This is a genomic window from Streptococcus mitis, from assembly GCF_009496155.1.
Taxonomy (GTDB): Bacteria; Bacillota; Bacilli; order Lactobacillales; family Streptococcaceae; genus Streptococcus; species Streptococcus mitis_BQ.
The window spans coordinates 81,349-104,179 of sequence record NZ_WIJP01000001.1; the positions used below are offsets into that span (position 1 = coordinate 81,349).

Below are 22,831 nucleotides of genomic sequence, written 5' to 3' on the forward strand. Positions count from 1 at the left end.
TAGTTTGCTCTTTATAATCATAAAAAAGTTTCCAATCAGATGATTGGAAACTTTTTTATAGTCTATTTCGGAAAACTTCGTACATGAGAATGGCTGCAGCAACACTAGCATTAAGGCTTTGAACATGTCCATTCATAGGAATGGTAATCATTTCATCGACCTGTTTTTTAATGTTGCTAGAGATACCTTTTCCTTCATTTCCGATGATGAGGGCGATTTTCCCTTTTGTATTCCACTTGTGGCAAGGAGTTCCATTCATATCTGTTCCAAAGGTCCAGAATCCTTCATCCTTGAGTTTGTCCAGAGTTTGGCTCAGATTTGTTACTCGGGCAATTGGAACGTGTTCAATAGCACCTGTGGCTGTTTTGGCAACGACAGGAGTAACACCGACAGCACGGTGCTTAGGAATGATGACACCTGAAACATTGGTCGCATCGGCCGTTCTCAAGATTGAACCCAGATTATGGGGATCAGTAAGACCATCCAGAATCAATAGAAGTGGATTTTCTTCTTGATGCGTTTTTGCAAGGATGTGATCTAGCTCGCTATAGGCAAATTCAGACACTCGTAGAACAAAACCTTGGTGCACAGCACCTTCAGTCATCTCAGAGAGGGATTTTTTTGAGATCCAAGAAATGGATACCTTTTTTTCTGTAGCCAGATCCTTGACTTTCTCAAGATTCTTACCTCGGAGATCTTCTTGGAGGTAGAGTTTGTTGCCAGTATTTGCAAGGAGGGCTTCGGTAACGGCGTGGACGCCATAGACAATATCATTTGTTTTCATGCCTCTATTATAACACAAAACCCCGTCTTGCAACGGGATTTTCTTTATTCTAGAATCAGTAAACCATCTTTAACTGCAAATGGGTCTTTTTCATTGATACGGTCGTAAAACATGATACCGTTGATGTGGTCAATTTCATGCTGAACAACGATAGAGTTGTAGCCTTTAAGTTTGATGCGGTGTTTTTCTCCATCCTTGTCAAAGTAGTCAACAGTGACGCGAGCATGGCGCACCACATAGCCAGGCACGTTGCGGTCAACAGACAGACAACCTTCTCCTTCGCCAAGAGCAGCGTCTTGAACAGAGTGAGAGACGATTTTTGGATTGTACATAATAGCTTGCAAGTCGTAGGCTTCCTGTGGAGTTTCGCCTTCTTCGACAATATTAGGTACCAAAACAGCGATAATGCGTTTTGAGATATCTAACTGAGGAGCAGCCAGTCCAACCCCACCTCTGAGTCCCAATTTTTCAGCCATTACGGGATCTTGGGAATGTTTAAGGAATTGCATCATTTTTTCGCCTAGGATGATTTCCTGATCAGACAAGGGGAAAGTGACTTCCTCAGCAACCGCGCGTAGAGTAGGATTCCCTTCGCGGATAATATCGTTCATATCAATTAAGTGAGCAGCTTTTGTAATACGTTCTATTGCAGACATTTTCTCTCCTTTCATTACCTCTACATGATAACACAAAATGACAAGGATTGAAAGTATTACGGCATCGAGCTTTTATAGAAAATGTCTAGTAGGTTCGATTCAATTGTGAAAGAATTACGTATCTGTGATATAATGAAAAGAAAAGGCTTGCATTAGAAAGTTGGGAGAATACAGATGCAAAGAAGACAGGAAAGACATAAACGTGGATCAGTTTTTCGTTTTATGAGGGGCTTGGTAAACTTTTTTAGGAGTTATCGTAGGTGGAGCAATAAGGGATTTGTTGCGGTCCTTTTGCTAGCAGTAGCTTTATCAATGGGCTTGGTCTTGTTGTTTGAAAGCTTTCAAGGAATCCCCTTAACCAGTCAAAAAAAGGATGCCATTTCTCAAGAAGCAAATAAGACCAATCAAAATTCTAAAGATCAGGAAGAGGAAAAGACTGCTAGAATTATGGCCAACGGGGACCTCCTCTATCATATTCCAATCTATCGTTCTGCCTTAAAAGAAGATGGGACCTATGATTTTCATGAAAATTTTGATTATGTGAAACCATGGCTCAAACAAGCAGACTTGATTATAGGTGATTTTGAAGGGACTGTAAACAAGGACCGTTATTTGGCTGGTTATCCGCTATTTAATGCACCTGGAGAAGTCATGGATGCCATTAAGGATGCTGGTTATCAAGTGCTAGACTTGGCGCATAATCATATCCTAGATTCACAAATAGAAGGTGTGGTCTCAACAGCAGATGCAATTGAAAAGGCAGGAATGACACCTATTGGAGTGTATACGCATGAGTCCCGTGATCAAGCTCCACTGGTTATCAAGGAAGTGAACGGCATCAAGGTTGCACTTTTGGCTTATTCTTATGGATTTAATGGAATTGAGCAAAATATTTCTCAAGCAGACTATAACCGCTATCTTTCAGACCTAAATGAAGACAAGATGAAGGCTGAAATTGAACGTGCAGAAAAGGAAGCGGATATTACTATTATCATGCCTCAGATGGGTGTGGAGTATCGCTTGGAACCAACTGAGGAACAAAAGGTTCTTTATCACAAGATGATAGATTGGGGAGCTGATATTATCTTTGGAGGGCATCCTCACGTTGTGGAACCATCTGAAACGGTTGAAAAAGATGGGGACAAGAAACTCATTATCTATTCAATGGGGAACTTCATTTCTAATCAACGAATTGAAACCATGCAAGATGAAGAGAATGCTAAGTGGACAGAGCGTGGCGTGCTCATGGATGTGACTATTAAGAAAAAGGCTGGTAAGACGACAATCGAAACTGCCAAAGCGCACCCTTCTTGGGTAAACCGTACACCGAAAGGAACCTATTCTCCAGAAGGTTATCCACTCTTCCTTTACCAAACTTATATCTTAGAAGATTTTATCGAGGGTGGCAGTCATCGTGACCAGTTAGATGAAGCGACTAAGGAACGAATTGATACAGCCTATAAAGAAATGAACGAACATGTGGGATTGAAGTGGGACTAGCTTGAATCCAGAGGAAAGTAAATGACGATTAAAGTAATTGCGACAGATATGGATGGGACCTTGCTGGATGCTAGAGGCCAGCTTGATCTCCCACGCTTGGAAAAGATTTTAGATCAGTTGGACCAAAGGGGTATTCGTTTTGTCATCGCGACGGGCAATGAAATTCACCGCATGAGGCAACTACTGGAGCACTTGGTGGATCGAGTGGTTCTGGTTGTTGCCAATGGTGCTCGTATTTTTGAAAACAATGAACTGATTCAGGCTCAGACTTGGGATGACGCCATTGTTGATAAGGCTTTGGCTCATTTCAAGGATCGAGCGTGTCAGGATCAGTTTGTTGTGACGGCTATGAAGGGTGGTTTCGTCAAAGAAGGTACGATTTTTACAGACCTTGAAAGTTTTATGACTCCAGAAATGATTGAAAAATTCTACCAACGGATGCAGTTTGTGGATGAGTTAACCTCTGACCTCTTTGGTGGTGTGCTCAAGATGAGTATGGTTGTTGGTGAGGAACGGTTGAATTCGGTCTTGGAAGAAATCAATGATCTCTTTGATAGCCGTGTTCGGGCTGTATCGAGCGGCTATGGTTGCATTGATATCCTTCAAGCTGGGATTCATAAAGCATGGGGCTTGGAAGAATTACTCAAGCGCTGGGACTTGAACCCTCAACAAATCATGGCTTTTGGTGACAGTGAAAATGATGTTGAAATGCTTGAAATGGCTGGAATTGCCTATGCGATGGAAAATGCTGATGATAAAGCCAAAGCTGTGGCGACTTCTCTAGCGCCAGCCAACAGCCAAGGAGGAGTTTATCAAGTCTTGGAAAATTGGTTAGAAAAAGGAGAATGAAGTGGCAGTACAGTTATTAGAAAATTGGTTACTAAAGGAACAAGGAAAAATCCAAACCAAGTACCGTCACTTAAATCAGGTTTCTGTTGTAGAACCAGATATTCTCTTTATTGGGGATTCCATTGTCGAATATTATCCTCTGCAGGAGTTATTTGGGACTTCAAAGACGATTGTCAATCGTGGCATTCGTGGCTATCAGACAGAACTGTTATTAGATAATCTGGATGCCCATCTGTACGGTGGAACGGTAGATAAAATTGTCCTTTTGATTGGGACAAATGATATCGGAAAAGATGTACCTGTGAATGAGGCACTCAATAATCTCGAAGCTATCATTCAATTCATTGCTCGCGATTATCCACTGACAGAGATGAAATTGCTTTCCATTTTGCCAGTCAATGAGGGAGAGGAGTACAAGCAGACAGTTTATATCCGCACGAATGAAAAAATTCAAAAATGGAATCAAGCCTATCAAGAGCTTGATTCTGCCTACGTGCAGGTAGAATTTGTGCCAGTTTTTGATAGTTTGACAGACCAAGCAGGCCAACTCAAAAAAGAATATACGACTGATGGTCTGCATCTCAGTGTTGCTGGTTATCAGGTTTTGACAAAAGCCTTGAAAGACTATCTTTTCTAGTTAATTGATTTCCTTTTTGCATTTTTGAGTTAGATAGGGTATAATGGTTTTATTGTCTTTTGGGGTCGTTACGGATTCGACAGGCATTATGAGGCATATTTTGCGACTCGTGTGGCGACGTAAACGCTCAGTTAAATATAACTGCAAAAAATAACACTTCTTACGCTCTAGCTGCCTAAAAACCAGCAGGCGTGACCCGATTTGGATTGCTCGTGTTCAATGACAGGTCTTATTATTAGCGAGATACGATCAAGTCTTGTCTAGTGGCTTGATAAGAGATTGATAGACTCGCAGGTTCTAGGCTTGAGTTATGTGTCGAGGGACTGTTAAAATAATACATAACCTATGGTTGTAGACAAATATGTTGGCAGGTGTTTGGACGTGGGTTCGACTCCCACCGGCTCCATTATTCCTTTGCATTCCTTTGCATTCTTTTGCATTCCTTGGTAAAACGTTGTTAAATCAACGTTTTTTATTTTTATCTTTGGTATTCCTTTGCATTCTTTTGCGAAAAGAATGCAACAAAGGAGTCACAAACAGACCCTAAAGCAGACCTTATTTTTAAAAAAGCGATACAAAAAAGGATACAACATTTGTTGATCCTAGAAATAATTGTTCTTTTCTACGGAAGACATGGGATTCGAACCCACGCACGCTGTTACACGCCTACCGCGTTTCCAACACGGCCTCTTAAGCCTCTTGAGTAATCTTCCAATACTTACTCAAATAGTCTACCATAAAGGATCCTATCTTGCAATAAAAATTCTGTAAATAAGGAAAATGATAGAATTTGAAAGAAAATGACAAAAAATGCTTGACTTTGAAAGAAAGTATGATAGAATGAATAGTGTAAACGATAACAGGAGGTGATTCAGTGTTAAAAACAGAGCGTAAACAGCTGATTTTAGAGGAGTTACATCAACATCATGTAGTTTCTCTAGAAAAATTAGTCAGTTTGCTAGAAACGTCAGAATCAACGGTTCGAAGAGACTTGGATGAGTTGGAAGCGGAAAACAAGCTTCGTCGCGTGCATGGTGGAGCAGAATTGCCCCATCCTTTGCAGGAAGAAGAAACCATTCAAGAAAAATCTGTCAAAAACCTTCAAGAGAAGAAGTTGCTAGCTCAGAAAGCAGCCTCTCTCATCAAGGAACAAGATGTCATCTTTATAGATGCTGGAACAACAACTGCCTTTTTGATTCATGAATTGGTTAATCAGAATATTACTGTTGTGACCAATTCGATTCACCATGCAGCTCAGTTGGTTGAAAAGCAGATTCCAACTGTCATGGTTGGAGGAAGTGTCAAGATGGCGACAGATGCTAGCATCGGGGGCGTTGCTCTTAACCAGATTAACCAATTGCACTTTGACCGTGCCTTTATCGGGATGAATGGTGTGGACGATGGTTATTATACGACTCCTGATATGGAGGAGGGAGCTGTGAAGCGAGCGATTTTGGAGAATGCTAAACAGACCTACGTCTTAGTGGATTCATCAAAAATTGGACAAACTTGCTTTGCCAAGGTAGCACCACTCAAACGAGCTATTGTTATCACCAGTCAAGGGCATGAGCTCTTGCAGGTTATTAAGGAGAAAACGGAGGTAATAGAAGTATGATTTATACAGTCACACTCAATCCATCTATTGATTATATCGTTCGTTTGGACCAAGTCCAGGTCGGTAGTGTCAATCGTATGGACAGTGATGATAAGTTTGCTGGTGGAAAAGGAATCAATGTCAGTCGTGTCTTGAAACGTTTGGATATTCCAAATACAGCGACGGGATTTATCGGAGGCTTTACTGGTAAATTTATCACAGATACCCTTGCAGAGGAAGAAATCGAGACACGTTTTGTCCAAGTAGCAGAAGATACGCGTATCAATGTTAAAATCAAAGCAGATCAAGAAACAGAAATTAACGGAACGGGTCCAAATGTTGAATCAGCTCAGTTAGAAGAATTGAAAGCTATTCTTTCAAGTTTAACAGCAGAAGATACAGTTGTCTTTGCGGGTTCGAGTGCTAAAAATCTAGGCAATGTTATCTATAAGGATTTGATTGCCTTGACACGCAAGACTGGTGCGCAAGTGGTTTGTGACTTTGAAGGACAGACCTTGATTGATAGTTTGGACTATCAGCCACTTTTGGTCAAACCAAACAATCATGAACTTGGAGCGATTTTTGGGGTTAAACTCGAAAGTTTAGATGAAATTGAGAAATATGCTCGTGAGTTACTAGCTAAAGGTGCTCAAAACGTCATTGTCTCTATGGCTGGTGACGGTGCCCTTCTTGTCACATCTAAGGGAGCTTACTTTGCTAAACCAATTAAGGGAACTGTGAAAAATTCAGTTGGAGCTGGTGATTCTATGGTTGCTGGATTCACAGGTGAATTTGTTAAATCAAAAGACGCGGTAGAAGCCTTTAAATGGGGAGTGGCTTGTGGAACAGCAACCACCTTCTCGGATGACTTGGCAACAGCGGAATTTATTAAAGAAACATATGAAAAAGTTGAGGTAGAAAAACGATGAAAATTCAAGACCTATTGAGAAAAGATGTTATGTTGCTGGATTTGCAGGCAACTGAAAAAACTGCTGTCATCGAAGAGATGATTAAAAGTTTGACAGACCACGGTTATGTGACAGATTTTGAAATCTTTAAAGAAGGAATTTTGGCGCGTGAATCTTTGACTTCTACAGGTTTGGGTGACGGAATCGCAATGCCTCACAGCAAAAATGCTGCTGTCAAAGAAGCGACTGTTCTCTTTGCTAAGTCAAACAAGGGAGTTGACTATGAGAGCTTGGATGGGCAAGCAACTGACCTCTTCTTTATGATTGCGGCTCCAGAAGGTGCCAATGACACTCACTTGGCAGCCTTGGCAGAATTGTCTCAATACTTGATGAAAGACGGTTTTGCTGACAAACTTCGTCAAGTAACATCAGTTGACCAAGTCATCGAACTCTTTGACCAAGCTTCAGAAAAAACTGAGGAGCCTGTTCAAGTACCTGCTAATGAAACTGGTGACTTTATCGTAGCTGTTACAGCTTGTACGACAGGAATTGCCCACACTTACATGGCCCAAGAAGCCCTTCAAAAAGTGGCTGCTGAAATGGGTGTTGGAATTAAGGTGGAAACCAACGGAGCTAGCGGTGTTGGTAACCAACTAACTGCTGAAGACATCCGCAAGGCTAAAGCTGTTATCATTGCAGCAGACAAGGCCGTTGAAATGGATCGATTTGATGGAAAACCATTGATCAATCGTCCGGTTGCTGACGGGATCCGTAAGACAGAAGAGTTGATTAACTTGGCTCTTTCAGGAGATGCGGAAGTCTACCGTGCCGCTAATGATGCAAAAGCTGCAACAGCCTCTAACGAAAAACAAAGCCTTGGTGGTGCCTTCTACAAACACTTGATGAGTGGTGTATCGCAAATGTTGCCATTCGTTATCGGTGGTGGTATCATGATTGCCCTTGCCTTCTTGATTGATGGTGCTTTGGGTGTTCCAAATGAAAATCTTGGTAATCTTGGTTCCTACCATGAGCTAGCTTCTATGTTCATGAAAATTGGTGGTGCAGCCTTTGGTTTGATGCTTCCAGTCTTTGCAGGTTATGTTGCCTACTCTATCGCTGAAAAACCAGGTTTGGTAGCTGGTTTCGTGGCTGGCGCTATTGCCAAAGAAGGTTTTGCCTTTGGTAAAATCCCTTATGCAGCAGGTGGTGAAGCAACTTCAACTCTTGCAGGTGTCTCATCTGGTTTCCTAGGTGCCCTTGTTGGTGGATTTATCGCAGGTGCCTTGGTTCTTGCTATCAAGAAATACGTTAAAGTTCCTCGTTCACTTGAAGGTGCTAAATCAATCCTTCTCTTGCCACTTCTTGGAACAATCTTGACTGGATTTGTCATGCTAGCTGTTAACATCCCAATGGCGGCAATCAACACTGCTATGAATGACTTCCTAGGTGGTCTTGGAGGAGGTTCAGCTGTCCTTCTTGGTATCGTCCTTGGTGGAATGATGGCTGTTGACATGGGTGGACCAGTTAACAAAGCGGCTTATGTCTTTGGTACAGGTACGCTTGCAGCGACTGTTTCTTCAGGTGGTTCTGTGGCTATGGCAGCGGTTATGGCTGGAGGAATGGTGCCACCACTTGCTATCTTTGTTGCAACTCTTCTTTTCAAAGATAAATTTACTAAGGAAGAACGCAACTCTGGTTTGACAAACATCATCATGGGCTTGTCATTCATCACTGAGGGAGCGATTCCATTTGGTGCCGCTGACCCAGCTCGTGCGATTCCAAGCTTCATCCTTGGTTCTGCAGTAGCAGGCGGACTCGTTGGTCTTACTGGTATCAAACTCATGGCACCACACGGAGGAATCTTCGTTATCGCGCTTACTTCAAATGCTCTCCTTTACCTTGCCTCTGTCTTGGTAGGAGCAATCGTAAGTGGTGTGGTCTATGGTTACCTACGCAAACCACAAGCATAAAAAATAGATATAAAATGAAAAGATTGGACCGTTTGGTGCAGTCTTTTTTAAAGAATTTGACAAACAAGTTTTTGAATGATATTCTAAAATAAAACTCATAGAAATGAAAAAATATAATGAGAGTATGTTAAGTGAATATAATTGAATTTATTCTGGATTTGGATTGGAAGAAGATAGTAGAATCAATTTTATCAGCTCTATTAGCTTCTGGAATAATCGGTGGTTTTGGTTACTTAGTAACGAAAAAAATTACAAGAGATTTTCGTATTGCAAAAGAAATGAAATCGTATGGATTTAAAGGTGTAGTGGCAAAGAAAAAGCATTCGACTAGAGAGATTAAAAAGTTATGTAAAGATACTAAAAGATTGGATTTACTTTTTATATCAGGTATTGATTTTTTTTCGGAAAATAGAACTGTATTAGAGAATGCTATGAATAATGGAATGAAAATTCGTTTTTTGTGTTCTCAGATTTATACCAATTTTTTATCAGATTTAGAGGAACTTGAGGATAAAGAAGGGGTGCGAAAGTCTGACACAAATATTAGTATCGAAATTGAAGATGTGACTAAAAAATATAGTAAATATATAGAAAGTGGACAAATGGAAATTCGCTATTATTCAACACAATATCGTTTGCCATTTATATTGGTTTATAAAAGAAAGAAAAATATGAAGACGACAAAGGCTTTTTTAAGAGTTACTCTGCCTCCATATAATTGGGAGACCAATTTCGTGTTGATAGGTGAACGAAAAACTACTAAAAAGGATGATTTTTTTAAAACTAATAATGATGAAATAGATTTCATCTCTATGATGGAAAAACATTTCGATTGTGTTTGGGAAGTTGCGGATAGGGAAATAGATAGAAAACAAGAAATAAAAAATACAAATTTCGAAGTGAAATCTTAAAAATCTAAACTTTGAGACTTTGATTATTTAAATATAATAACAATTACTTTGAATATAATCATAATAAAGAAGATTGGACCGTTTGGTGCAGTCTTTTTCTCTTTTCGAAATACCTGTGAAATATGGTATAATAGAAGAATGGCAAACAAGAATACAAGTAAAACAAGACGGAGACCGTCTAAAGCAGAACTCGAAAGAAAAGAAGCAATTCAACGGATGTTGATTTCGTTGGGAATCGCGCTTTTATTGATTTTCGCAGCCTTTAAATTAGGGGCTGCAGGTATAACCCTTTACAATTTAATTCGCTTGCTGGTGGGTAGCCTAGCCTATCTGGCAATAGTTGGTCTCTTGATCTATCTCTTCTTTTTCAAGTGGATACGAAAACAGGAAGGACTCTTATCTGGCTTTTTCACCATATTTGCAGGCTTGCTCCTGATTTTTGAGGCCTACTTAGTTTGGCAATATGGTTTGGACAAGTCGGTATTAAAAGGAACCATGGCTCAGGTTGTGACGGATTTGACTGGTTTTCGAACGACCAGTTTTGCTGGAGGGGGCTTGATTGGGGTCGCTCTTTATATGCCAACCGCCTTTCTTTTTTCAAATATCGGTACTTACTTTATTGGTTCTATCTTGATTTTAGCAGGCGCTCTCCTAATCAGTCCTTGGTCTGTTTACGATATTGCGGAATTTTTCAGTAGAGGCTTTGCTAAATGGCGGGAAGGGCATGAGCGTCGAAAAGAGGAACGCTTTGTCAAACAAGAAGAAAAAGCTCGCCAAAAGGCTGAGGAAGAGGCTAGATTAGAACAAGAAGAAGCTGAAAAAGCCTTACTCGATTTGCCTCCTGTTGATATGGAAACGGGTGAAATTCTGACTGATGATGTTGTGCTTGACGTTCCACCTTTTTCGGAAGAAGAGTGGGTGGAACCAGAAATCATCCTGCCTCAACCTGAACTTGAATTCCCTGAACAGGAAGATGATTCTGATGATGAAGATGTTCAGGTCGATTTTTCAGCCAAGGAGGCTATTGAATACAAACTTCCAAGCTTGCAACTCTTTGCGCCAGATAAACCAAAGGACCAGTCTAAAGAGAAGAAAATCGTTCGGGAAAATATCAAAATCCTAGAAGAAACCTTTGCTAGCTTTGGTATCAAGGTAACGGTGGAACGGGCTGAAATTGGACCTTCAGTAACCAAGTATGAAGTCAAGCCAGCAGTTGGAGTGCGGGTTAACCGAATTTCCAATCTGGCAGACGACTTAGCACTAGCTCTAGCGGCCAAGGATGTCCGAATCGAAGCACCAATCCCTGGGAAATCCCTTGTCGGAATTGAGGTGCCTAACTCCGAGATTGCCACTGTGTCTTTCCGTGAACTTTGGGAACAATCTCAAACGAAAGCTGAAAATCTCTTGGAAATTCCTTTAGGGAAGGCTGTTAATGGTGCCGCAAGAGCTTTTGACCTTTCCAAGATGCCTCACCTACTTGTTGCAGGTTCAACGGGTTCAGGAAAGTCAGTAGCAGTTAACGGTATTATCGCTAGCATTCTCATGAAGGCGAGACCAGACCAAGTTAAATTTATGATGGTCGATCCCAAGATGGTTGAGTTATCTGTTTACAATGATATTCCCCACCTCTTGATTCCAGTCGTGACCAATCCACGTAAGGCCAGCAAGGCCCTGCAAAAGGTTGTGGATGAAATGGAAAATCGTTATGAACTCTTTGCCAAGGTGGGAGTCCGTAATATTGCAGGCTTTAATGCCAAGGTAGAAGAGTTTAATGCTCAGTCTGAGTACAAGCAGATTCCACTGCCACTCATCGTTGTGATTGTAGATGAGTTGGCTGACCTCATGATGGTGGCAAGCAAGGAAGTGGAAGATGCCATTATCCGTCTCGGACAGAAGGCACGTGCTGCAGGTATCCACATGATTCTTGCAACCCAGCGTCCATCCGTTGATGTCATTTCTGGTCTGATTAAGGCCAATGTTCCATCTCGTGTAGCGTTTGCGGTTTCATCAGGGACAGACTCCCGTACGATTTTGGATGAAAATGGAGCAGAAAAACTGCTTGGTCGAGGAGACATGCTCTTTAAACCGATTGATGAAAATCATCCAGTTCGTCTGCAAGGATCCTTTATCTCAGATGATGATGTTGAACGCATCGTAAACTTCATCAAGGCTCAGGCAGATGCAGACTACGATGAGAGTTTTGATCCAGGTGAGGTTTCTGAAAATGACGGAGAATTTTCAGATGGTGAATCTGGTGGGGATCCGCTTTTTGAAGAAGCCAAGGCTTTGGTCATCGAGACGCAGAAAGCCAGTGCGTCCATGATTCAGCGTCGCTTATCAGTTGGCTTTAACCGTGCGACTCGCCTCATGGAAGAATTGGAAATGGCAGGTGTCATCGGTCCGGCTGAAGGTACCAAACCAAGAAAAGTTTTGCAACAATAAAAAAATAGCTTCTTTCCAAGTTTGGAGGGAAGCTATTTTACTGGTTATTGATTACTTTTATTTTTCGAAGTTGGACTATTGGACTGTTTTTCATTTTCAGTAGTGGATTTACTTAGAGCAGGAGTAGTAGATTCCTGAGTTGCTGCTTTCTGCTCTTCTTTTTTCTCTTCCTTGACGTTAGATTTTGGTGTTTCCTCTTGCTGTGTTTTTTCTTGAGAAGTGTTATTTTCCTTATTGGGACTGGTGTTTTCCTTAGGGGATTCCTTTTGAATTTCTTTGACAATGGTTGTCGTCTGGCTTGTCGTAGGTTCTTTTTTAGTGTTTTTATTATTATCCAAGGCGTTCATAATCGTGATAGTCGCAGTAATTAAGCCAAGGATACTACCGATAGTAGCAACGGTTTTTTGAAAGACCGTAAATCCTTTTTTGATGTGCTCTGTTTTTGGTTTTGAAGTTCTACGATAATTAGACATGTATTCTCTCCTTTAATTAAAATTTATTATACCTCATTTCTTTAAAAAAATCTTAAAAAAAGAGGAATTGCCCTTTCTTGTCGCAAGCTCCGTTTCATGATACAATAGAGGGAGTGATTTTAGAAAGCGTGAGAAAACATGATTTACTTTGATAATTCGGCGACGACCAAGCCTTATCCAGAAGCACTTGAAACTTATATGCAGGTCGCTTCAAAAATTTTAGGAAATCCATCTAGTCTCCATCGTTTAGGAGACCAGGCAACACGAATCTTAGATGCTTCTCGCCAACAGATTGCAGATTTAATCGGCAAGAAAAGTGATGAAATCTTCTTTACTTCTGGTGGAACAGAAGGGGATAACTGGGTCATCAAGGGTGTGGCCTTTGAAAAAGCTCAATTTGGCAAGCACATCATCGTATCAGCTATTGAGCATCCAGCAGTCAAGGAGTCAGCTCTCTGGCTGAAAAGTCAAGGTTTTGAGGTGGATATTGTCCCAGTTGATAGCAGAGGATTTGTGGATGTTGAGGCTCTAGGAGCTTTGATACGACCTGATACAATCCTAATTTCTGTCATGGCTGTAAACAATGAAATCGGCTCTATCCAACCTATTGAGGCTATTTCAGAACTCTTGGCAGATAAGCCGACTATTTCCTTCCATGTTGATGCGGTTCAGGCACTTGCTAAGATTCCAACTGAAAAGTATTTGACAGAACGAGTGGATTTTGCGACCTTCTCGAGTCATAAATTTAATGGTGTCCGTGGTGTTGGTTTTGTCTATATCAAGTTTGGCAAGAAGATTACGCCTCTTTTAACAGGTGGTGGTCAGGAGCGTGATTATCGTTCGACAACTGAAAATGTAGCAGGGATTGCAGCGACAGCCAAGGCTCTTCGTTTGTCTATGGAAAAGCTGAATATCTTTACTAGTAAGACAGGACAGATGAAGGCAGTGATTCGCCAAGCTCTTCTCGACTATCCAGATATTTTTGTCTTTTCAGATGAGGAAGACTTTGCACCTCATATTTTGACTTTTGGAATTAAGGGTGTTCGTGGTGAGGTCATCGTTCACGCCTTTGAAGACTATGATATTTTCATTTCAACGACCTCTGCTTGTTCGTCCAAGGCTGGGAAACCTGCAGGTACCTTGATTGCCATGGGAGTGGATAAGGATAAGGCCCAGTCAGCTGTGCGTCTAAGCCTAGACTTTGAAAATGATATGAGTCAGGTCGAGCAGTTTTTAACCAAGCTAAAATTAATTTATAATCAAACTAGAAAAGTAAGGTAGGAGCATTTATGCAGTATTCAGAAATTATGATTCGCTATGGAGAATTGTCAACCAAACACAAAAATCGTATGCGCTTCATCAATAAACTTCGTAATAATATTTCAGACGTTTTGTCTATTTATCCCCAAGTTAAGGTAACTGCAGATCGCGACCGTGCCCACGCTTACCTCAATGGAGCGGATTACACAGCGGTTGCAGAATCACTTAAGCAAGTCTTTGGAATTCAAAACTTTTCTCCCGTTTATAAAGTCGAAAAGTCTGTGGAAGTTCTTAAGTCTGCTGTCCAAGAGATTATGAAAGAAACTTACAAGGAAGGGATGACCTTTAAAATCACTGGTAAGCGTAGCGACCACAACTTTGAATTGGACAGTCGTGAACTCAATCAAACTCTTGGTAGTGCTGTTTTCAAGGCTATTCCAAACGTGAAAGCTCAGATGAAAAATCCTGACATCAATCTTCAGGTTGAGATTCGTGAGGAAGCGGCTTATATTTCCTATGAAACCTTTCGTGGAGCAGGAGGATTACCTGTGGGAAGTTCTGGTAAAGGCATGCTCATGTTGTCAGGGGGGATTGACTCTCCTGTGGCAGGTTATCTAGCTCTTAAACGAGGGGTAGATATTGAGGCGGTTCACTTTGCTAGCCCACCTTACACGAGTCCTGGTGCCCTTAAAAAAGCTCAAGATTTGACTCGTAAATTGACCAAGTTTGGGGGTAATATCCAGTTTATAGAAGTGCCTTTCACAGAGATTCAAGAGGAAATCAAGGCTAAAGCACCAGAAGCCTACCTCATGACCTTGACACGCCGTTTTATGATGCGGATTACCGATCGTATTCGTGAGGTACGAAATGGTTTAGTTATCATCAATGGGGAAAGTCTTGGCCAAGTAGCTAGCCAGACCCTGGAAAGCATGCAGACTATCAACGCTGTGACTAGCACTCCAGTCATTCGTCCCGTGGTTACTATGGATAAGTTGGAAATCATTGACATCGCCCAAGCAATCGATACCTTTGATATTTCTATCCAGCCTTTTGAAGACTGCTGTACGATTTTTGCACCTGACCGTCCTAAGACAAATCCTAAGATTAAAAATGCAGAGCAGTATGAAAAACGGATGGATGTTAAGGGCTTAGTAGAGAGAGCAGTTGCTGGAATCATGATTACTGAGATTACACCTCAAGTTGAAAAAGATGAAGTAGATGACTTGATTGACAATCTGCTTTAATTCAGAAAATCCAAAAGAATTTAGAGAAATAAATAAAAAAGTTAGTTTTTAATCCAAAAATGGAAGCAAAGCTAACTTTTTTTCTATAATTGTGATATAATGAGATAAAATTTTGAATATAGAGAGTTTTCTGACAATGAATCAATCCTACTTTTATTTAAAAATGAAAGAACACAAACTCAAGGTTCCTTACACTGGTAAGGATCGCCGTGTACGTGTTCTTCTTCCTAAAGATTATGAGAAAGACACGGATCGTTCTTATCCTGTTGTTTACTTTCATGACGGGCAAAATGTCTTTTACAGTAAAGAATCTTTCATTGGTCACTCGTGGAAGATTATCCCAGCCATCAAACGAAATCCCGATATCAGTCGCATGATTGTCGTTGCCATTGACAATGATGGCATGGGGCGGATGAATGAGTATGCGGCTTGGAAATTCCAAGAATCTCCTATCCCAGGGCAGCAATTTGGCGGTAAAGGTGTGGAGTACGCCGAGTTTGTCATGGAGGTGGTCAAGCCTTTTATCGATGAGACCTACCGTACAAAAGCTGACCGCCAGCATACGGCTATGATTGGTTCTTCGCTAGGAGGCAATATTACCCAGTTTATCGGTTTGGAATACCAAGACCAAATTGGTTGTTTAGGTGTCTTTTCATCTGCAAACTGGCTTCACCAAGACGCCTTTAACCGCTATATCGATCGGAAGAAACTGTCTCCTGACCAGCGTATCTTTATCTATGTAGGAACAGAAGAAGCAGATGATACGGACAAGACCCTGATGGCTGGTAATATCAAGCAAGCCTATATCGACTCGTCGCTTCTCTATTACCATGATTTGATAGCAGGGGGAGTTCATCTGGATAATCTTATCTTGAAAGTTCAGTCTGGTGCCATCCATAGTGAAATACCTTGGTCAGAAAATCTACCCGATTGTTTGAGATTTTTTGCAGAAAACTGGTAAAGTAAGAAAGGAGAAAATATGCATATTGAATATCTTAGCCACTGGAGTGGCAATCTTAACCGTGAAATGTACCTTAACCGTTATGGCCATGCTGGGATTCCAGTTGTGGTCTTTGCTTCATCAGGTGGTAGTCACAATGAATACTATGATTTTGGCATGATTGATGCCTGTGCTTCTTTTATCGAGGAAGGCCGTGTTCAGTTCTTTACCCTATCCAGTGTGGATAGTGAGAGCTGGCTGGCCACTTGGAAAAATGGTCACGACCAAGCAGAGATGCACCGTGCCTATGAACGCTATGTGATTGAAGAGGCTATTCCTTTTATCAAGCATAAGACAGGTTGGTTTGATGGTATGGTGACGACAGGTTGCTCCATGGGCGCCTACCATGCTGTCAACTTTTTCCTCCAACATCCAGACGTCTTTACCAAAGTAATTGCTCTCAGTGGTGTTTACGATGTACGTTTCTTTGTCGGCGATTACTACAGTGACGATGCCATTTACCAAAACTCGCCAGTAGATTATATCTGGAATCAGAACGACGGCTGGTTTATCGATCGTTACCGTCAGGCAGAGATTGTGCTGTGTACGGGTCTTGGTGCCTGGGAACAAGACGGTTTACCGTCTTTCTACAAGCTCAAAGAAGCCTTTGACCAGAAACAAATTCCAGCCTGGTTTGCTGAATGGGGACATGATGTCGCTCACGACTGGGAATGGTGGCGCAAACAAATGCCTTATTTCCTTGGAAATCTCTATTTATAAAAGGAGTTACCTATGAATTACCTTGTTATTTCTCCCTACTATCCACAAAATTTTCAACAGTTTACCATCGAACTAGCAAATAAAGGCATCACCGTCTTGGGAATTGGTCAAGAGCCTTACGAGCAATTGGATGAACCCTTGCGCAATAGTTTGACCGAGTATTTCCGTGTAGATAATCTTGAAAATATAGACGAAGTCAAGCGTGCTGTAGCTTTTCTCTTTTATAAACATGGCCCAATTGACCGTATCGAGTCTCACAATGAATATTGGCTAGAGCTGGACGCAACACTCAGAGAACAATTCAATGTTTTTGGTGCCAAACCAGAGGATCTCAAAAAGACGAAATTTAAGTCTGAAATGAAGAAACTCTTCAAAAAAGCAGGTGTCCCTGTTGTTCCTGGAGCTGTTATCAAGACGGAAGCAGATGTGGATCAAGCTGTGAATGAAATTGGCCTTCCAATGATTGCCAAACCTGACAATGGAGTGGGAGCAGCCGCGACCTTTAAGCTTGAGACAGAGGACGATATCAATCATTTCAAGCAAGAATGGGACCATTCGACCGTTTATTTCTTTGAGAAATTTGTCACGTCTAGTGAAATTTGTACCTTTGATGGTCTTGTGGACAAGGATGGCAAGATTGTCTTTTCAACAACCTTTGACTATGCCTATACACCGCTTGATCTCATGATTTACAAGATGGACAATTCTTACTATGTACTCAAGGATATGGATCCTAAATTACGTAAATATGGTGAGGCAATTGTCAAGGAATTTGGTATGAAAGAACGGTTCTTCCATATCGAGTTCTTCCGTGAAGGGGATGATTATATTGCCATCGAGTACAATAACCGCCCTGCAGGTGGTTTCACCATTGATGTTTATAACTTTGCTCATTCCTTGGACCTCTATCGTGGATATGCAGCCATTGTCGCAGGAGAAGAGTTCCCAGCGTCAGAGTTTGAACCTCAGTATTGTTTGGCTACTTCTCGCCGTGCAAATGCTCACTATGTTTATTCTGAGGAGGACTTGCTTGCAAAATACAATCAGCAGTTCAAGGTTAAGAAAATCATGCCAGCGGCCTTTGCGGAACTTCAAGGAGATTACCTTTATATGCTGACAACTCCGAGTCGACAAGAAATGGAGCAAATGATTGCAGATTTCGGACAACGTCAAGAATAAGAACTCTTGGATTAAGGAGAATGACTTTCTTAATCCTTTTGTTTTTTATAAGAAATAAAACCGCTTTCTCATATATTCTTTTAGAAAACCTGTTGCTAAAAGATATAAAAATTGATAGAATAAGGATTGTCTAAAAAATTTTAAGGAGAATCTATCAAATGGATTTCACATGGGCAATTAAATATGCCACTGAATTTTTGGCTACTGCTATTTTGATCATTCTTGGAAATGGTGCAGTTGCCAACGTTGAACTTAAAGGTACGAAAGGTCACCAAAGTGGCTGGATCGTTATCGCTGTTGGTTACGGTATGGGGGTTATGATTCCTGCCTTGATGTTTGGTAATGTATCTGGAAACCACATCAACCCAGCCTTCACTCTTGGACTTGCAGTAAGCGGTCTATTCCCTTGGGCACAAGTTGCGCCTTATATCATCGCACAAGTTTTGGGTGCTATCTTTGGTCAAGCCTTGGTTGTGGCAACACACCGCCCATACTACTTGAAAACTGAAAATCCTAACAATATCTTGGGTACTTTCTCAACAATTTCAAGCTTGGATCAAGGTACAAAAGAATCACGCTTTGCGGCAACTGTTAACGGTTTTGTAAACGAGTTTGTTGGTTCATTTGTTCTTTTCTTTGCAGCGCTTGGATTGACTAAAAACTTCTTTGGTGCTGAACTAGTATCAAAAGCACAAGCAGCTATTAATGCTCAAGTTGCACAAGCAACTACTCAAGGTCAAACAATTCCTCAAGAACAAGTAACAGCAGCGCTTGACCAAGCTAAAGAACAAGTAGCACCATTTATGACATCTGGTCTTGGAATTGCTCACTTGGCACTTGGATTCCTTGTTATGGCTTTGGTAACATCACTTGGTGGACCTACAGGACCTGCCTTGAACCCAGCCCGTGACTTGGGACCACGTCTCCTTCATGCTTTCCTTCCAAAATCAGTTCTTGGTGAGCACAAAGGTGATTCAAAATGGTGGTATTCTTGGGTACCAGTAGTAGCACCTATCGCAGCAGCAATTGCGGCAGTAGCTATCTTCAAATTCCTTTACCTATAAGAAATTGAAACCGAGGAAAGCCTCGGTTTTTTAGATGAAATTTTTATGAAAATCGGTAAATTTGAGCATAATATCTTGTAAAAAATTCTAAAATCCTTTAAAATAAAAGAGTTGGAGGAATTTATGAATGTAAATCAAATTGTACGGATTATTCCTACTTTAAAAGTTAATAATAGAAAATTAAATGAAACATTTTATATTGAAACCCTTGGCATGAAGGCCCTGTTAGAAGAATCAGCATTTCTATCACTAGGTGATCAAACAGGTCTAGAAAAGCTGGTTTTAGAAGAAGCTCCTAGTATGCGTACTCGTAAGGTGGAGGGAAGAAAAAAGCTGGCTAAACTGGTTATCAAGGTGGAAAATCCCTTGGAAATCGAAAATCTCTTATCTAAAATAGATGCGATTCATCGATTATATAAAGGTCAAAATGGCTACGCTCTTGAAGTTTTATCACCAGAAGATGATTTGATTTTGATTCATGCGGAAGATGATAGAGCAAGTCTAGTAGAAGTAGAAGAGAGGCCTGAATTTCAAACAGATTTGGAGTCAATTTCTTTGAGTAAATTTGAGATTTCTATGGAATTACATCTCCCAACTGATATCGAAAGTTTCTTGGAATCATCTGAAATGGGGACATCACTTGATTTTATCCCAGCTCAGGGGCAGGATTTGACTGTGGACAATACGGTTACTTGGGACTTATCTATGCTCAAGTTCTTGGTTAATGAACTAGACATAGAAAGTCTTCGCAAGAGGTTTGAGTCTACCGAATATTTTATTCCTAAGTCTGAAAAATTCTTCCTTGGTAAAGATAGAAATAATGTTGAATTGTGGTTTGAAGAAGCATGAAGTGGACCAATATTATTAAAAAAATAGAAGAACAAATCGAGGCAGGGATTTATCCTGGAGCCTCTTTTGCGTATTTTAAGGACAATCAATGGACGGAGTTCTATTTAGGCCAGAGTGAACCAGAGCGTGGCTTAGAGACTGAGGCAGGACTAGTTTATGACCTAGCCAGTGTCAGTAAGGTTGTTGGGGTTGGCACAGTTTGTACCTTTTTGTGGGAAAAAGGTCAATTAGATATTGACAGACCAGTAACCGATTTTTTACCTGAAAGTGATTATCCAGATATCACTATTCGTCAGCTCTTAACTCACGCTACAGATCTTGATCCGTTTATTCCCAATCGTGATCTTTTAACAGCCCTAGAATTAAAAGAAGCGATGTTTCATCTCAAGAGACGAAATCAGCCAGCCTTTCTTTATTCAGATGTCCATTTTTTGCTGTTAGGCTTTATTTTGGAAAGAATCTTTGACCAAGACTTGGATGTGATTTTACAAGAACAAGTCTGGAAACTTTGGGGAATGACGGAAACCCAGTTTGGTCCTGTTGAGCTTGCTGTTCCAACAGTCAGAGGTGTAGAGGCAGGTCTGGTACATGATCCCAAAGCTCGTCTCCTGGGCAGACATGCAGGTAGTGCGGGTTTGTTTTCGACTGCAAAGGATTTACAAATCTTTTTAGAACACTATTTAGCAGATGATTTTGCAAGAAATTTGAGTCAAAATTTTTCTCCTTTGGATGACAAGGAACGTTCTATGGCATGGAATTTGGAAGGAGATTGGCTAGATCATACGGGTTATACAGGTACCTTTATCATGTGGAATCGTCATAAGCAAGAAGCGGCTATTTTCCTATCGAATCGTACCTATGAAAAGGATGAGAGAGCCCAGTGGATTGTAGACCGTAATCAGCTTATGGACTTGATTCGAAAGGTAGAGTGAGGAGATTTATGTCAAGGAGTTTGCAAGGATTTTTATTGACAATTGTTGCTGGTATAGCTTGGGGCCTATCAGGAACGAGTGGCCAATACCTGATGGCACACGGAATTTCGGCTCTGGTCTTGACTAACTTACGACTTTTAATCGCTGGTGGGATTCTCATGCTCTTAGCTTATGTTACTGCAAAGGATAAAATGCTGACCTTTTTAAAGGATAGAAAGAGTTTGCTGTCTCTTCTTATTTTTGCTCTGATTGGCCTCTTCCTCAATCAATTTGCCTATCTAACTGCTATTCAGGAGACCAATGCAGGAACAGCGACAGTGCTTCAGTATGTTTGCCCTGTCGGAATTTTGATTTATAGCTGTATTAAGGATAAGGTGGCACCGACTCTGGCAGAGATTATTTCCATCATATTAGCCATTGGAGGAACCTTCCTGATCGCAACACATGGGGAGTTGGACCAGTTATCAATGACACCTGCTGGCCTATTCTGGGGGCTATTTTCTGCTCTGACTTACGCACTTTATATCATTTTGCCCATAGCCTTGATTAAGATGTGGGGGAGTAGTTTGGTCATTGGTGTGGGAATGGTTATAGCAGGTTTGGTCGCCCTTCCTTTTACAGGAGTTCTACAGACTGCTATCCCAACTAGTCTTGATTTTCTCCTCGCTTTTGCGGGCATTATTCTTATCGGGACTGTCTTTGCCTATACAGCCTTTTTAAAAGGAGCAAGTCTGATTGGACCGGTTAAGTCAAGTTTATTGGCTTCAATTGAACCAATCTCGGCGGTTTTCTTTGCCTTTCTAATCATGAATGAACAATTTTATCCCATTGATTTTCTTGGCATGGCAATGATATTGTTTGCTGTAACTCTGATTTCTTTAAAAGATTTACTCTTAGAAAAATAAAAAAGACTCTTTGTCCGTGACAGAGAGTTTTTACCTAGTATTCTAGTTGTTTTCAAGATAAAATTCAAAACGTTCGCCTACATACTGACTTTTTACATATTCAAAAGCTGTCCCATCTTCTAGGTAGGAAACCTGAGTCAGCCCAAGAATAGCATGTCCTTTTTCAACTTCCAAATAGTGGGCAATTTTTTCCTTAGCGAGGCGAGCATAGATGGTCTGCTGTGATTTGCCGATACGATAGCCATATTTTTGCAGGGTTTGGAAGAAATGACTGGTGATTTCTTCTTTTTTAAAGTTCTTAATGAATTTTTCAGGAATAGAAGCAACTTCATAAACCAGAGGAACTTGGTCGGCATAGCGAACACGTTCCATTCGGATAATATTTTCCGTTGGAGAAATTTCTAGCTTGGCAACCTCCTGCTTGTTGGGAATGGTTTTTCTGTAAGAAATGAGCTGGCTAGAGGGAACTTTGCCTTGGGATTTGACAATTTCAGTAAAACTGGTTGTCCCTCGCATCTTTTCTTGTACCCGAGTACTGGAAACAAAGGTGCCACTTCCTACGCGACGCTCTAAGACACCTTCTTCGACTAATAGAGATACAGCCTGTCGGAGGGTCATGCGGCTGACCTCAAATTGTTCAGCCAAATCTCTTTCACTAGGAAGTCTCTCCCCAATAGCCCAACGGTGCTCGTCAATATCCTTTTTTATCTGATCATGGATTTTCATATAAGCAGGTAGCATATTTTCACTTCATTTCTATCTTTTCTCTATTGTACCCTAATAAACTAGAAAAAGTCAATCTTCGCCTTGTTTATACTCTTCGAAAATCTCTTCAAACCACGTCAGCGTCGCCTTACCGTACTCAAGTACAGCTTGCGGCTAGCTTCCTAATTTGCTCTTTGATTTTCATTGAGTATTAGTTGGTAATTCGCCCTTATTTGTGATAGAATATTG

21 protein-coding genes, 1 tRNA gene and 1 other RNA gene are annotated in these 22,831 nt (G+C 41.0%); 18 read left to right on the forward strand and 5 right to left on the reverse strand.

Annotation, left to right across the window (positions count from 1 at the left end; genetic code table 11):
• Positions 1 to 55: 55 nt before the first annotated feature.
• Together rlmB and def are read right to left on the reverse strand one after the other, a co-directional pair.
• Positions 56 to 784, reverse strand: coding sequence for a 23S rRNA (guanosine(2251)-2'-O)-methyltransferase RlmB (gene rlmB, locus GEZ84_RS00415; RefSeq protein WP_153222869.1), 729 nt, complete (start codon positions 782 to 784; stop codon positions 56 to 58).
• 44 nt (positions 785 to 828) lie between these two features.
• A complete protein-coding gene (gene def / locus GEZ84_RS00420) occupies positions 829 to 1,440 on the reverse strand; it encodes a peptide deformylase (RefSeq protein WP_001272952.1) in 612 nt (203 codons plus the stop codon).
• A gap of 174 nt (positions 1,441 to 1,614) precedes the next feature.
• On the opposite strand from def, the gene GEZ84_RS00425 reads away from it, so the two are divergent.
• The 4 genes from GEZ84_RS00425 (at position 1,615) to ssrA (ending at position 4,835) form a co-directional block, all read left to right on the forward strand.
• Positions 1,615 to 2,940 (forward strand): CapA family protein, encoded by a 1,326-nt coding sequence (locus GEZ84_RS00425; RefSeq protein ID WP_153222870.1) that lies wholly within the window; start codon positions 1,615 to 1,617, stop codon positions 2,938 to 2,940.
• A 21-nt stretch (positions 2,941 to 2,961) separates the two neighbouring features.
• Positions 2,962 to 3,789: an HAD family hydrolase gene (locus GEZ84_RS00430; protein ID WP_153222871.1), complete on the forward strand. Its 828-nt coding sequence runs from the start codon at positions 2,962 to 2,964 to the stop codon at positions 3,787 to 3,789.
• Between the two features lies 1 nt (position 3,790).
• Positions 3,791 to 4,426 (forward strand): SGNH/GDSL hydrolase family protein, encoded by a 636-nt coding sequence (locus GEZ84_RS00435; RefSeq protein WP_319946394.1) that lies wholly within the window; start codon positions 3,791 to 3,793, stop codon positions 4,424 to 4,426.
• 61 nt (positions 4,427 to 4,487) lie between these two features.
• Positions 4,488 to 4,835, forward strand: a transfer-messenger RNA (tmRNA) gene (ssrA, locus tag GEZ84_RS00440).
• Positions 4,836 to 5,051: 216 nt separating this feature from the next.
• On the opposite strand, the gene GEZ84_RS00445 is transcribed toward ssrA, so the two are convergent.
• Positions 5,052 to 5,139 (reverse strand) — tRNA-Ser (locus GEZ84_RS00445).
• Positions 5,140 to 5,300: 161 nt separating this feature from the next.
• Between GEZ84_RS00445 and GEZ84_RS00450 the strand changes: the two genes are divergently transcribed.
• From GEZ84_RS00450 to GEZ84_RS00470, 5 genes are all read left to right on the forward strand, one after another.
• Positions 5,301 to 6,041, forward strand: a complete 741-nt coding sequence (locus GEZ84_RS00450; protein ID WP_319946395.1) for a DeoR/GlpR family DNA-binding transcription regulator — start codon at positions 5,301 to 5,303, stop codon at positions 6,039 to 6,041.
• The gene (gene pfkB, locus GEZ84_RS00455; protein WP_153222872.1) at positions 6,038 to 6,949 is read left to right on the forward strand and encodes a 1-phosphofructokinase; all 912 of its coding nucleotides are present in this window, start codon (positions 6,038 to 6,040) and stop codon (positions 6,947 to 6,949) included. The genes GEZ84_RS00450 and pfkB overlap by 4 nt, the downstream gene beginning before the upstream one ends.
• Positions 6,946 to 8,898, forward strand: a complete 1,953-nt coding sequence (locus tag GEZ84_RS00460; protein ID WP_153222873.1) for a fructose-specific PTS transporter subunit EIIC — start codon at positions 6,946 to 6,948, stop codon at positions 8,896 to 8,898. Before pfkB ends, GEZ84_RS00460 begins: the two co-directional genes overlap by 4 nt.
• Before the next feature lie 131 nt (positions 8,899 to 9,029).
• Positions 9,030 to 9,809: a hypothetical protein gene (locus GEZ84_RS00465; RefSeq protein WP_319946396.1), complete on the forward strand. Its 780-nt coding sequence runs from the start codon at positions 9,030 to 9,032 to the stop codon at positions 9,807 to 9,809.
• 138 nt (positions 9,810 to 9,947) lie between these two features.
• Positions 9,948 to 12,251 (forward strand): DNA translocase FtsK, encoded by a 2,304-nt coding sequence (locus tag GEZ84_RS00470; RefSeq protein WP_153222874.1) that lies wholly within the window; start codon positions 9,948 to 9,950, stop codon positions 12,249 to 12,251.
• A gap of 44 nt (positions 12,252 to 12,295) precedes the next feature.
• Here GEZ84_RS00470 and GEZ84_RS00475 read toward each other — a convergent pair whose 3' ends face one another.
• Positions 12,296 to 12,724 carry a DUF6556 family protein gene (locus tag GEZ84_RS00475; protein WP_153222875.1) on the reverse strand — a complete coding sequence of 143 codons (429 nt, stop codon included), beginning with the start codon at positions 12,722 to 12,724 and terminating at the stop codon, positions 12,296 to 12,298.
• A 138-nt stretch (positions 12,725 to 12,862) separates the two neighbouring features.
• On the opposite strand from GEZ84_RS00475, the gene GEZ84_RS00480 reads away from it, so the two are divergent.
• The 9 genes from GEZ84_RS00480 (at position 12,863) to GEZ84_RS00520 (ending at position 21,877) form a co-directional block, all read left to right on the forward strand.
• On the forward strand, positions 12,863 to 14,005 hold the full coding sequence (locus GEZ84_RS00480) for a cysteine desulfurase family protein (protein ID WP_153222876.1): 1,143 nt from the start codon (positions 12,863 to 12,865) through the stop codon (positions 14,003 to 14,005).
• A gap of 8 nt (positions 14,006 to 14,013) precedes the next feature.
• On the forward strand, positions 14,014 to 15,228 hold the full coding sequence (gene thiI, locus GEZ84_RS00485; protein WP_153222877.1) for a tRNA uracil 4-sulfurtransferase ThiI: 1,215 nt from the start codon (positions 14,014 to 14,016) through the stop codon (positions 15,226 to 15,228).
• A 136-nt stretch (positions 15,229 to 15,364) separates the two neighbouring features.
• Positions 15,365 to 16,189: an alpha/beta hydrolase gene (locus GEZ84_RS00490; RefSeq protein WP_153222878.1), complete on the forward strand. Its 825-nt coding sequence runs from the start codon at positions 15,365 to 15,367 to the stop codon at positions 16,187 to 16,189.
• Positions 16,190 to 16,207: 18 nt separating this feature from the next.
• Positions 16,208 to 16,948 (forward strand): esterase family protein, encoded by a 741-nt coding sequence (locus GEZ84_RS00495; RefSeq protein WP_153222879.1) that lies wholly within the window; start codon positions 16,208 to 16,210, stop codon positions 16,946 to 16,948.
• 12 nt (positions 16,949 to 16,960) lie between these two features.
• Positions 16,961 to 18,127: an ATP-grasp domain-containing protein gene (locus GEZ84_RS00500; RefSeq protein WP_153222880.1), complete on the forward strand. Its 1,167-nt coding sequence runs from the start codon at positions 16,961 to 16,963 to the stop codon at positions 18,125 to 18,127.
• Positions 18,128 to 18,285: 158 nt separating this feature from the next.
• The gene (gene gla / locus GEZ84_RS00505) at positions 18,286 to 19,191 is read left to right on the forward strand and encodes an aquaglyceroporin Gla (RefSeq protein WP_153222881.1); all 906 of its coding nucleotides are present in this window, start codon (positions 18,286 to 18,288) and stop codon (positions 19,189 to 19,191) included.
• 123 nt (positions 19,192 to 19,314) lie between these two features.
• The gene (locus GEZ84_RS00510) at positions 19,315 to 20,040 is read left to right on the forward strand and encodes a CppA N-terminal domain-containing protein (RefSeq protein ID WP_153222882.1); all 726 of its coding nucleotides are present in this window, start codon (positions 19,315 to 19,317) and stop codon (positions 20,038 to 20,040) included.
• Positions 20,037 to 20,972 carry a serine hydrolase domain-containing protein gene (locus tag GEZ84_RS00515; RefSeq protein WP_153222883.1) on the forward strand — a complete coding sequence of 312 codons (936 nt, stop codon included), beginning with the start codon at positions 20,037 to 20,039 and terminating at the stop codon, positions 20,970 to 20,972. The genes GEZ84_RS00510 and GEZ84_RS00515 overlap by 4 nt, the downstream gene beginning before the upstream one ends.
• Positions 20,973 to 20,980: 8 nt before the next feature.
• Positions 20,981 to 21,877, forward strand: a complete 897-nt coding sequence (locus GEZ84_RS00520; protein ID WP_153222884.1) for a DMT family transporter — start codon at positions 20,981 to 20,983, stop codon at positions 21,875 to 21,877.
• A 42-nt stretch (positions 21,878 to 21,919) separates the two neighbouring features.
• On the opposite strand, the gene GEZ84_RS00525 is transcribed toward GEZ84_RS00520, so the two are convergent.
• Positions 21,920 to 22,618: a GntR family transcriptional regulator gene (locus GEZ84_RS00525; protein WP_153222885.1), complete on the reverse strand. Its 699-nt coding sequence runs from the start codon at positions 22,616 to 22,618 to the stop codon at positions 21,920 to 21,922.
• Positions 22,619 to 22,831 lie beyond the last annotated feature (213 nt).

Coding starts and splice junctions, on each gene's coding strand:
- gla (WP_153222881.1), top strand. CDS start 18,286: ATGGATTTCACATGGGCAATTAAATATGCCACTGAATTTTTGGCTACT.
- GEZ84_RS00480 (WP_153222876.1), top strand. CDS start 12,863: ATGATTTACTTTGATAATTCGGCGACGACCAAGCCTTATCCAGAAGCA.
- GEZ84_RS00430 (WP_153222871.1), top strand. CDS start 2,962: ATGACGATTAAAGTAATTGCGACAGATATGGATGGGACCTTGCTGGAT.
- GEZ84_RS00425 (WP_153222870.1), top strand. CDS start 1,615: ATGCAAAGAAGACAGGAAAGACATAAACGTGGATCAGTTTTTCGTTTT.
- thiI (WP_153222877.1), top strand. CDS start 14,014: ATGCAGTATTCAGAAATTATGATTCGCTATGGAGAATTGTCAACCAAA.
- def (WP_001272952.1), bottom strand. CDS start 1,440: ATGTCTGCAATAGAACGTATTACAAAAGCTGCTCACTTAATTGATATG.
- rlmB (WP_153222869.1), bottom strand. CDS start 784: ATGAAAACAAATGATATTGTCTATGGCGTCCACGCCGTTACCGAAGCC.
- GEZ84_RS00495 (WP_153222879.1), top strand. CDS start 16,208: ATGCATATTGAATATCTTAGCCACTGGAGTGGCAATCTTAACCGTGAA.
- GEZ84_RS00500 (WP_153222880.1), top strand. CDS start 16,961: ATGAATTACCTTGTTATTTCTCCCTACTATCCACAAAATTTTCAACAG.
- GEZ84_RS00520 (WP_153222884.1), top strand. CDS start 20,981: ATGTCAAGGAGTTTGCAAGGATTTTTATTGACAATTGTTGCTGGTATA.
- GEZ84_RS00490 (WP_153222878.1), top strand. CDS start 15,365: ATGAATCAATCCTACTTTTATTTAAAAATGAAAGAACACAAACTCAAG.
- GEZ84_RS00460 (WP_153222873.1), top strand. CDS start 6,946: ATGAAAATTCAAGACCTATTGAGAAAAGATGTTATGTTGCTGGATTTG.
- pfkB (WP_153222872.1), top strand. CDS start 6,038: ATGATTTATACAGTCACACTCAATCCATCTATTGATTATATCGTTCGT.
- GEZ84_RS00525 (WP_153222885.1), bottom strand. CDS start 22,618: ATGCTACCTGCTTATATGAAAATCCATGATCAGATAAAAAAGGATATT.
- GEZ84_RS00475 (WP_153222875.1), bottom strand. CDS start 12,724: ATGTCTAATTATCGTAGAACTTCAAAACCAAAAACAGAGCACATCAAA.
- GEZ84_RS00515 (WP_153222883.1), top strand. CDS start 20,037: ATGAAGTGGACCAATATTATTAAAAAAATAGAAGAACAAATCGAGGCA.
- GEZ84_RS00510 (WP_153222882.1), top strand. CDS start 19,315: ATGAATGTAAATCAAATTGTACGGATTATTCCTACTTTAAAAGTTAAT.
- GEZ84_RS00470 (WP_153222874.1), top strand. CDS start 9,948: ATGGCAAACAAGAATACAAGTAAAACAAGACGGAGACCGTCTAAAGCA.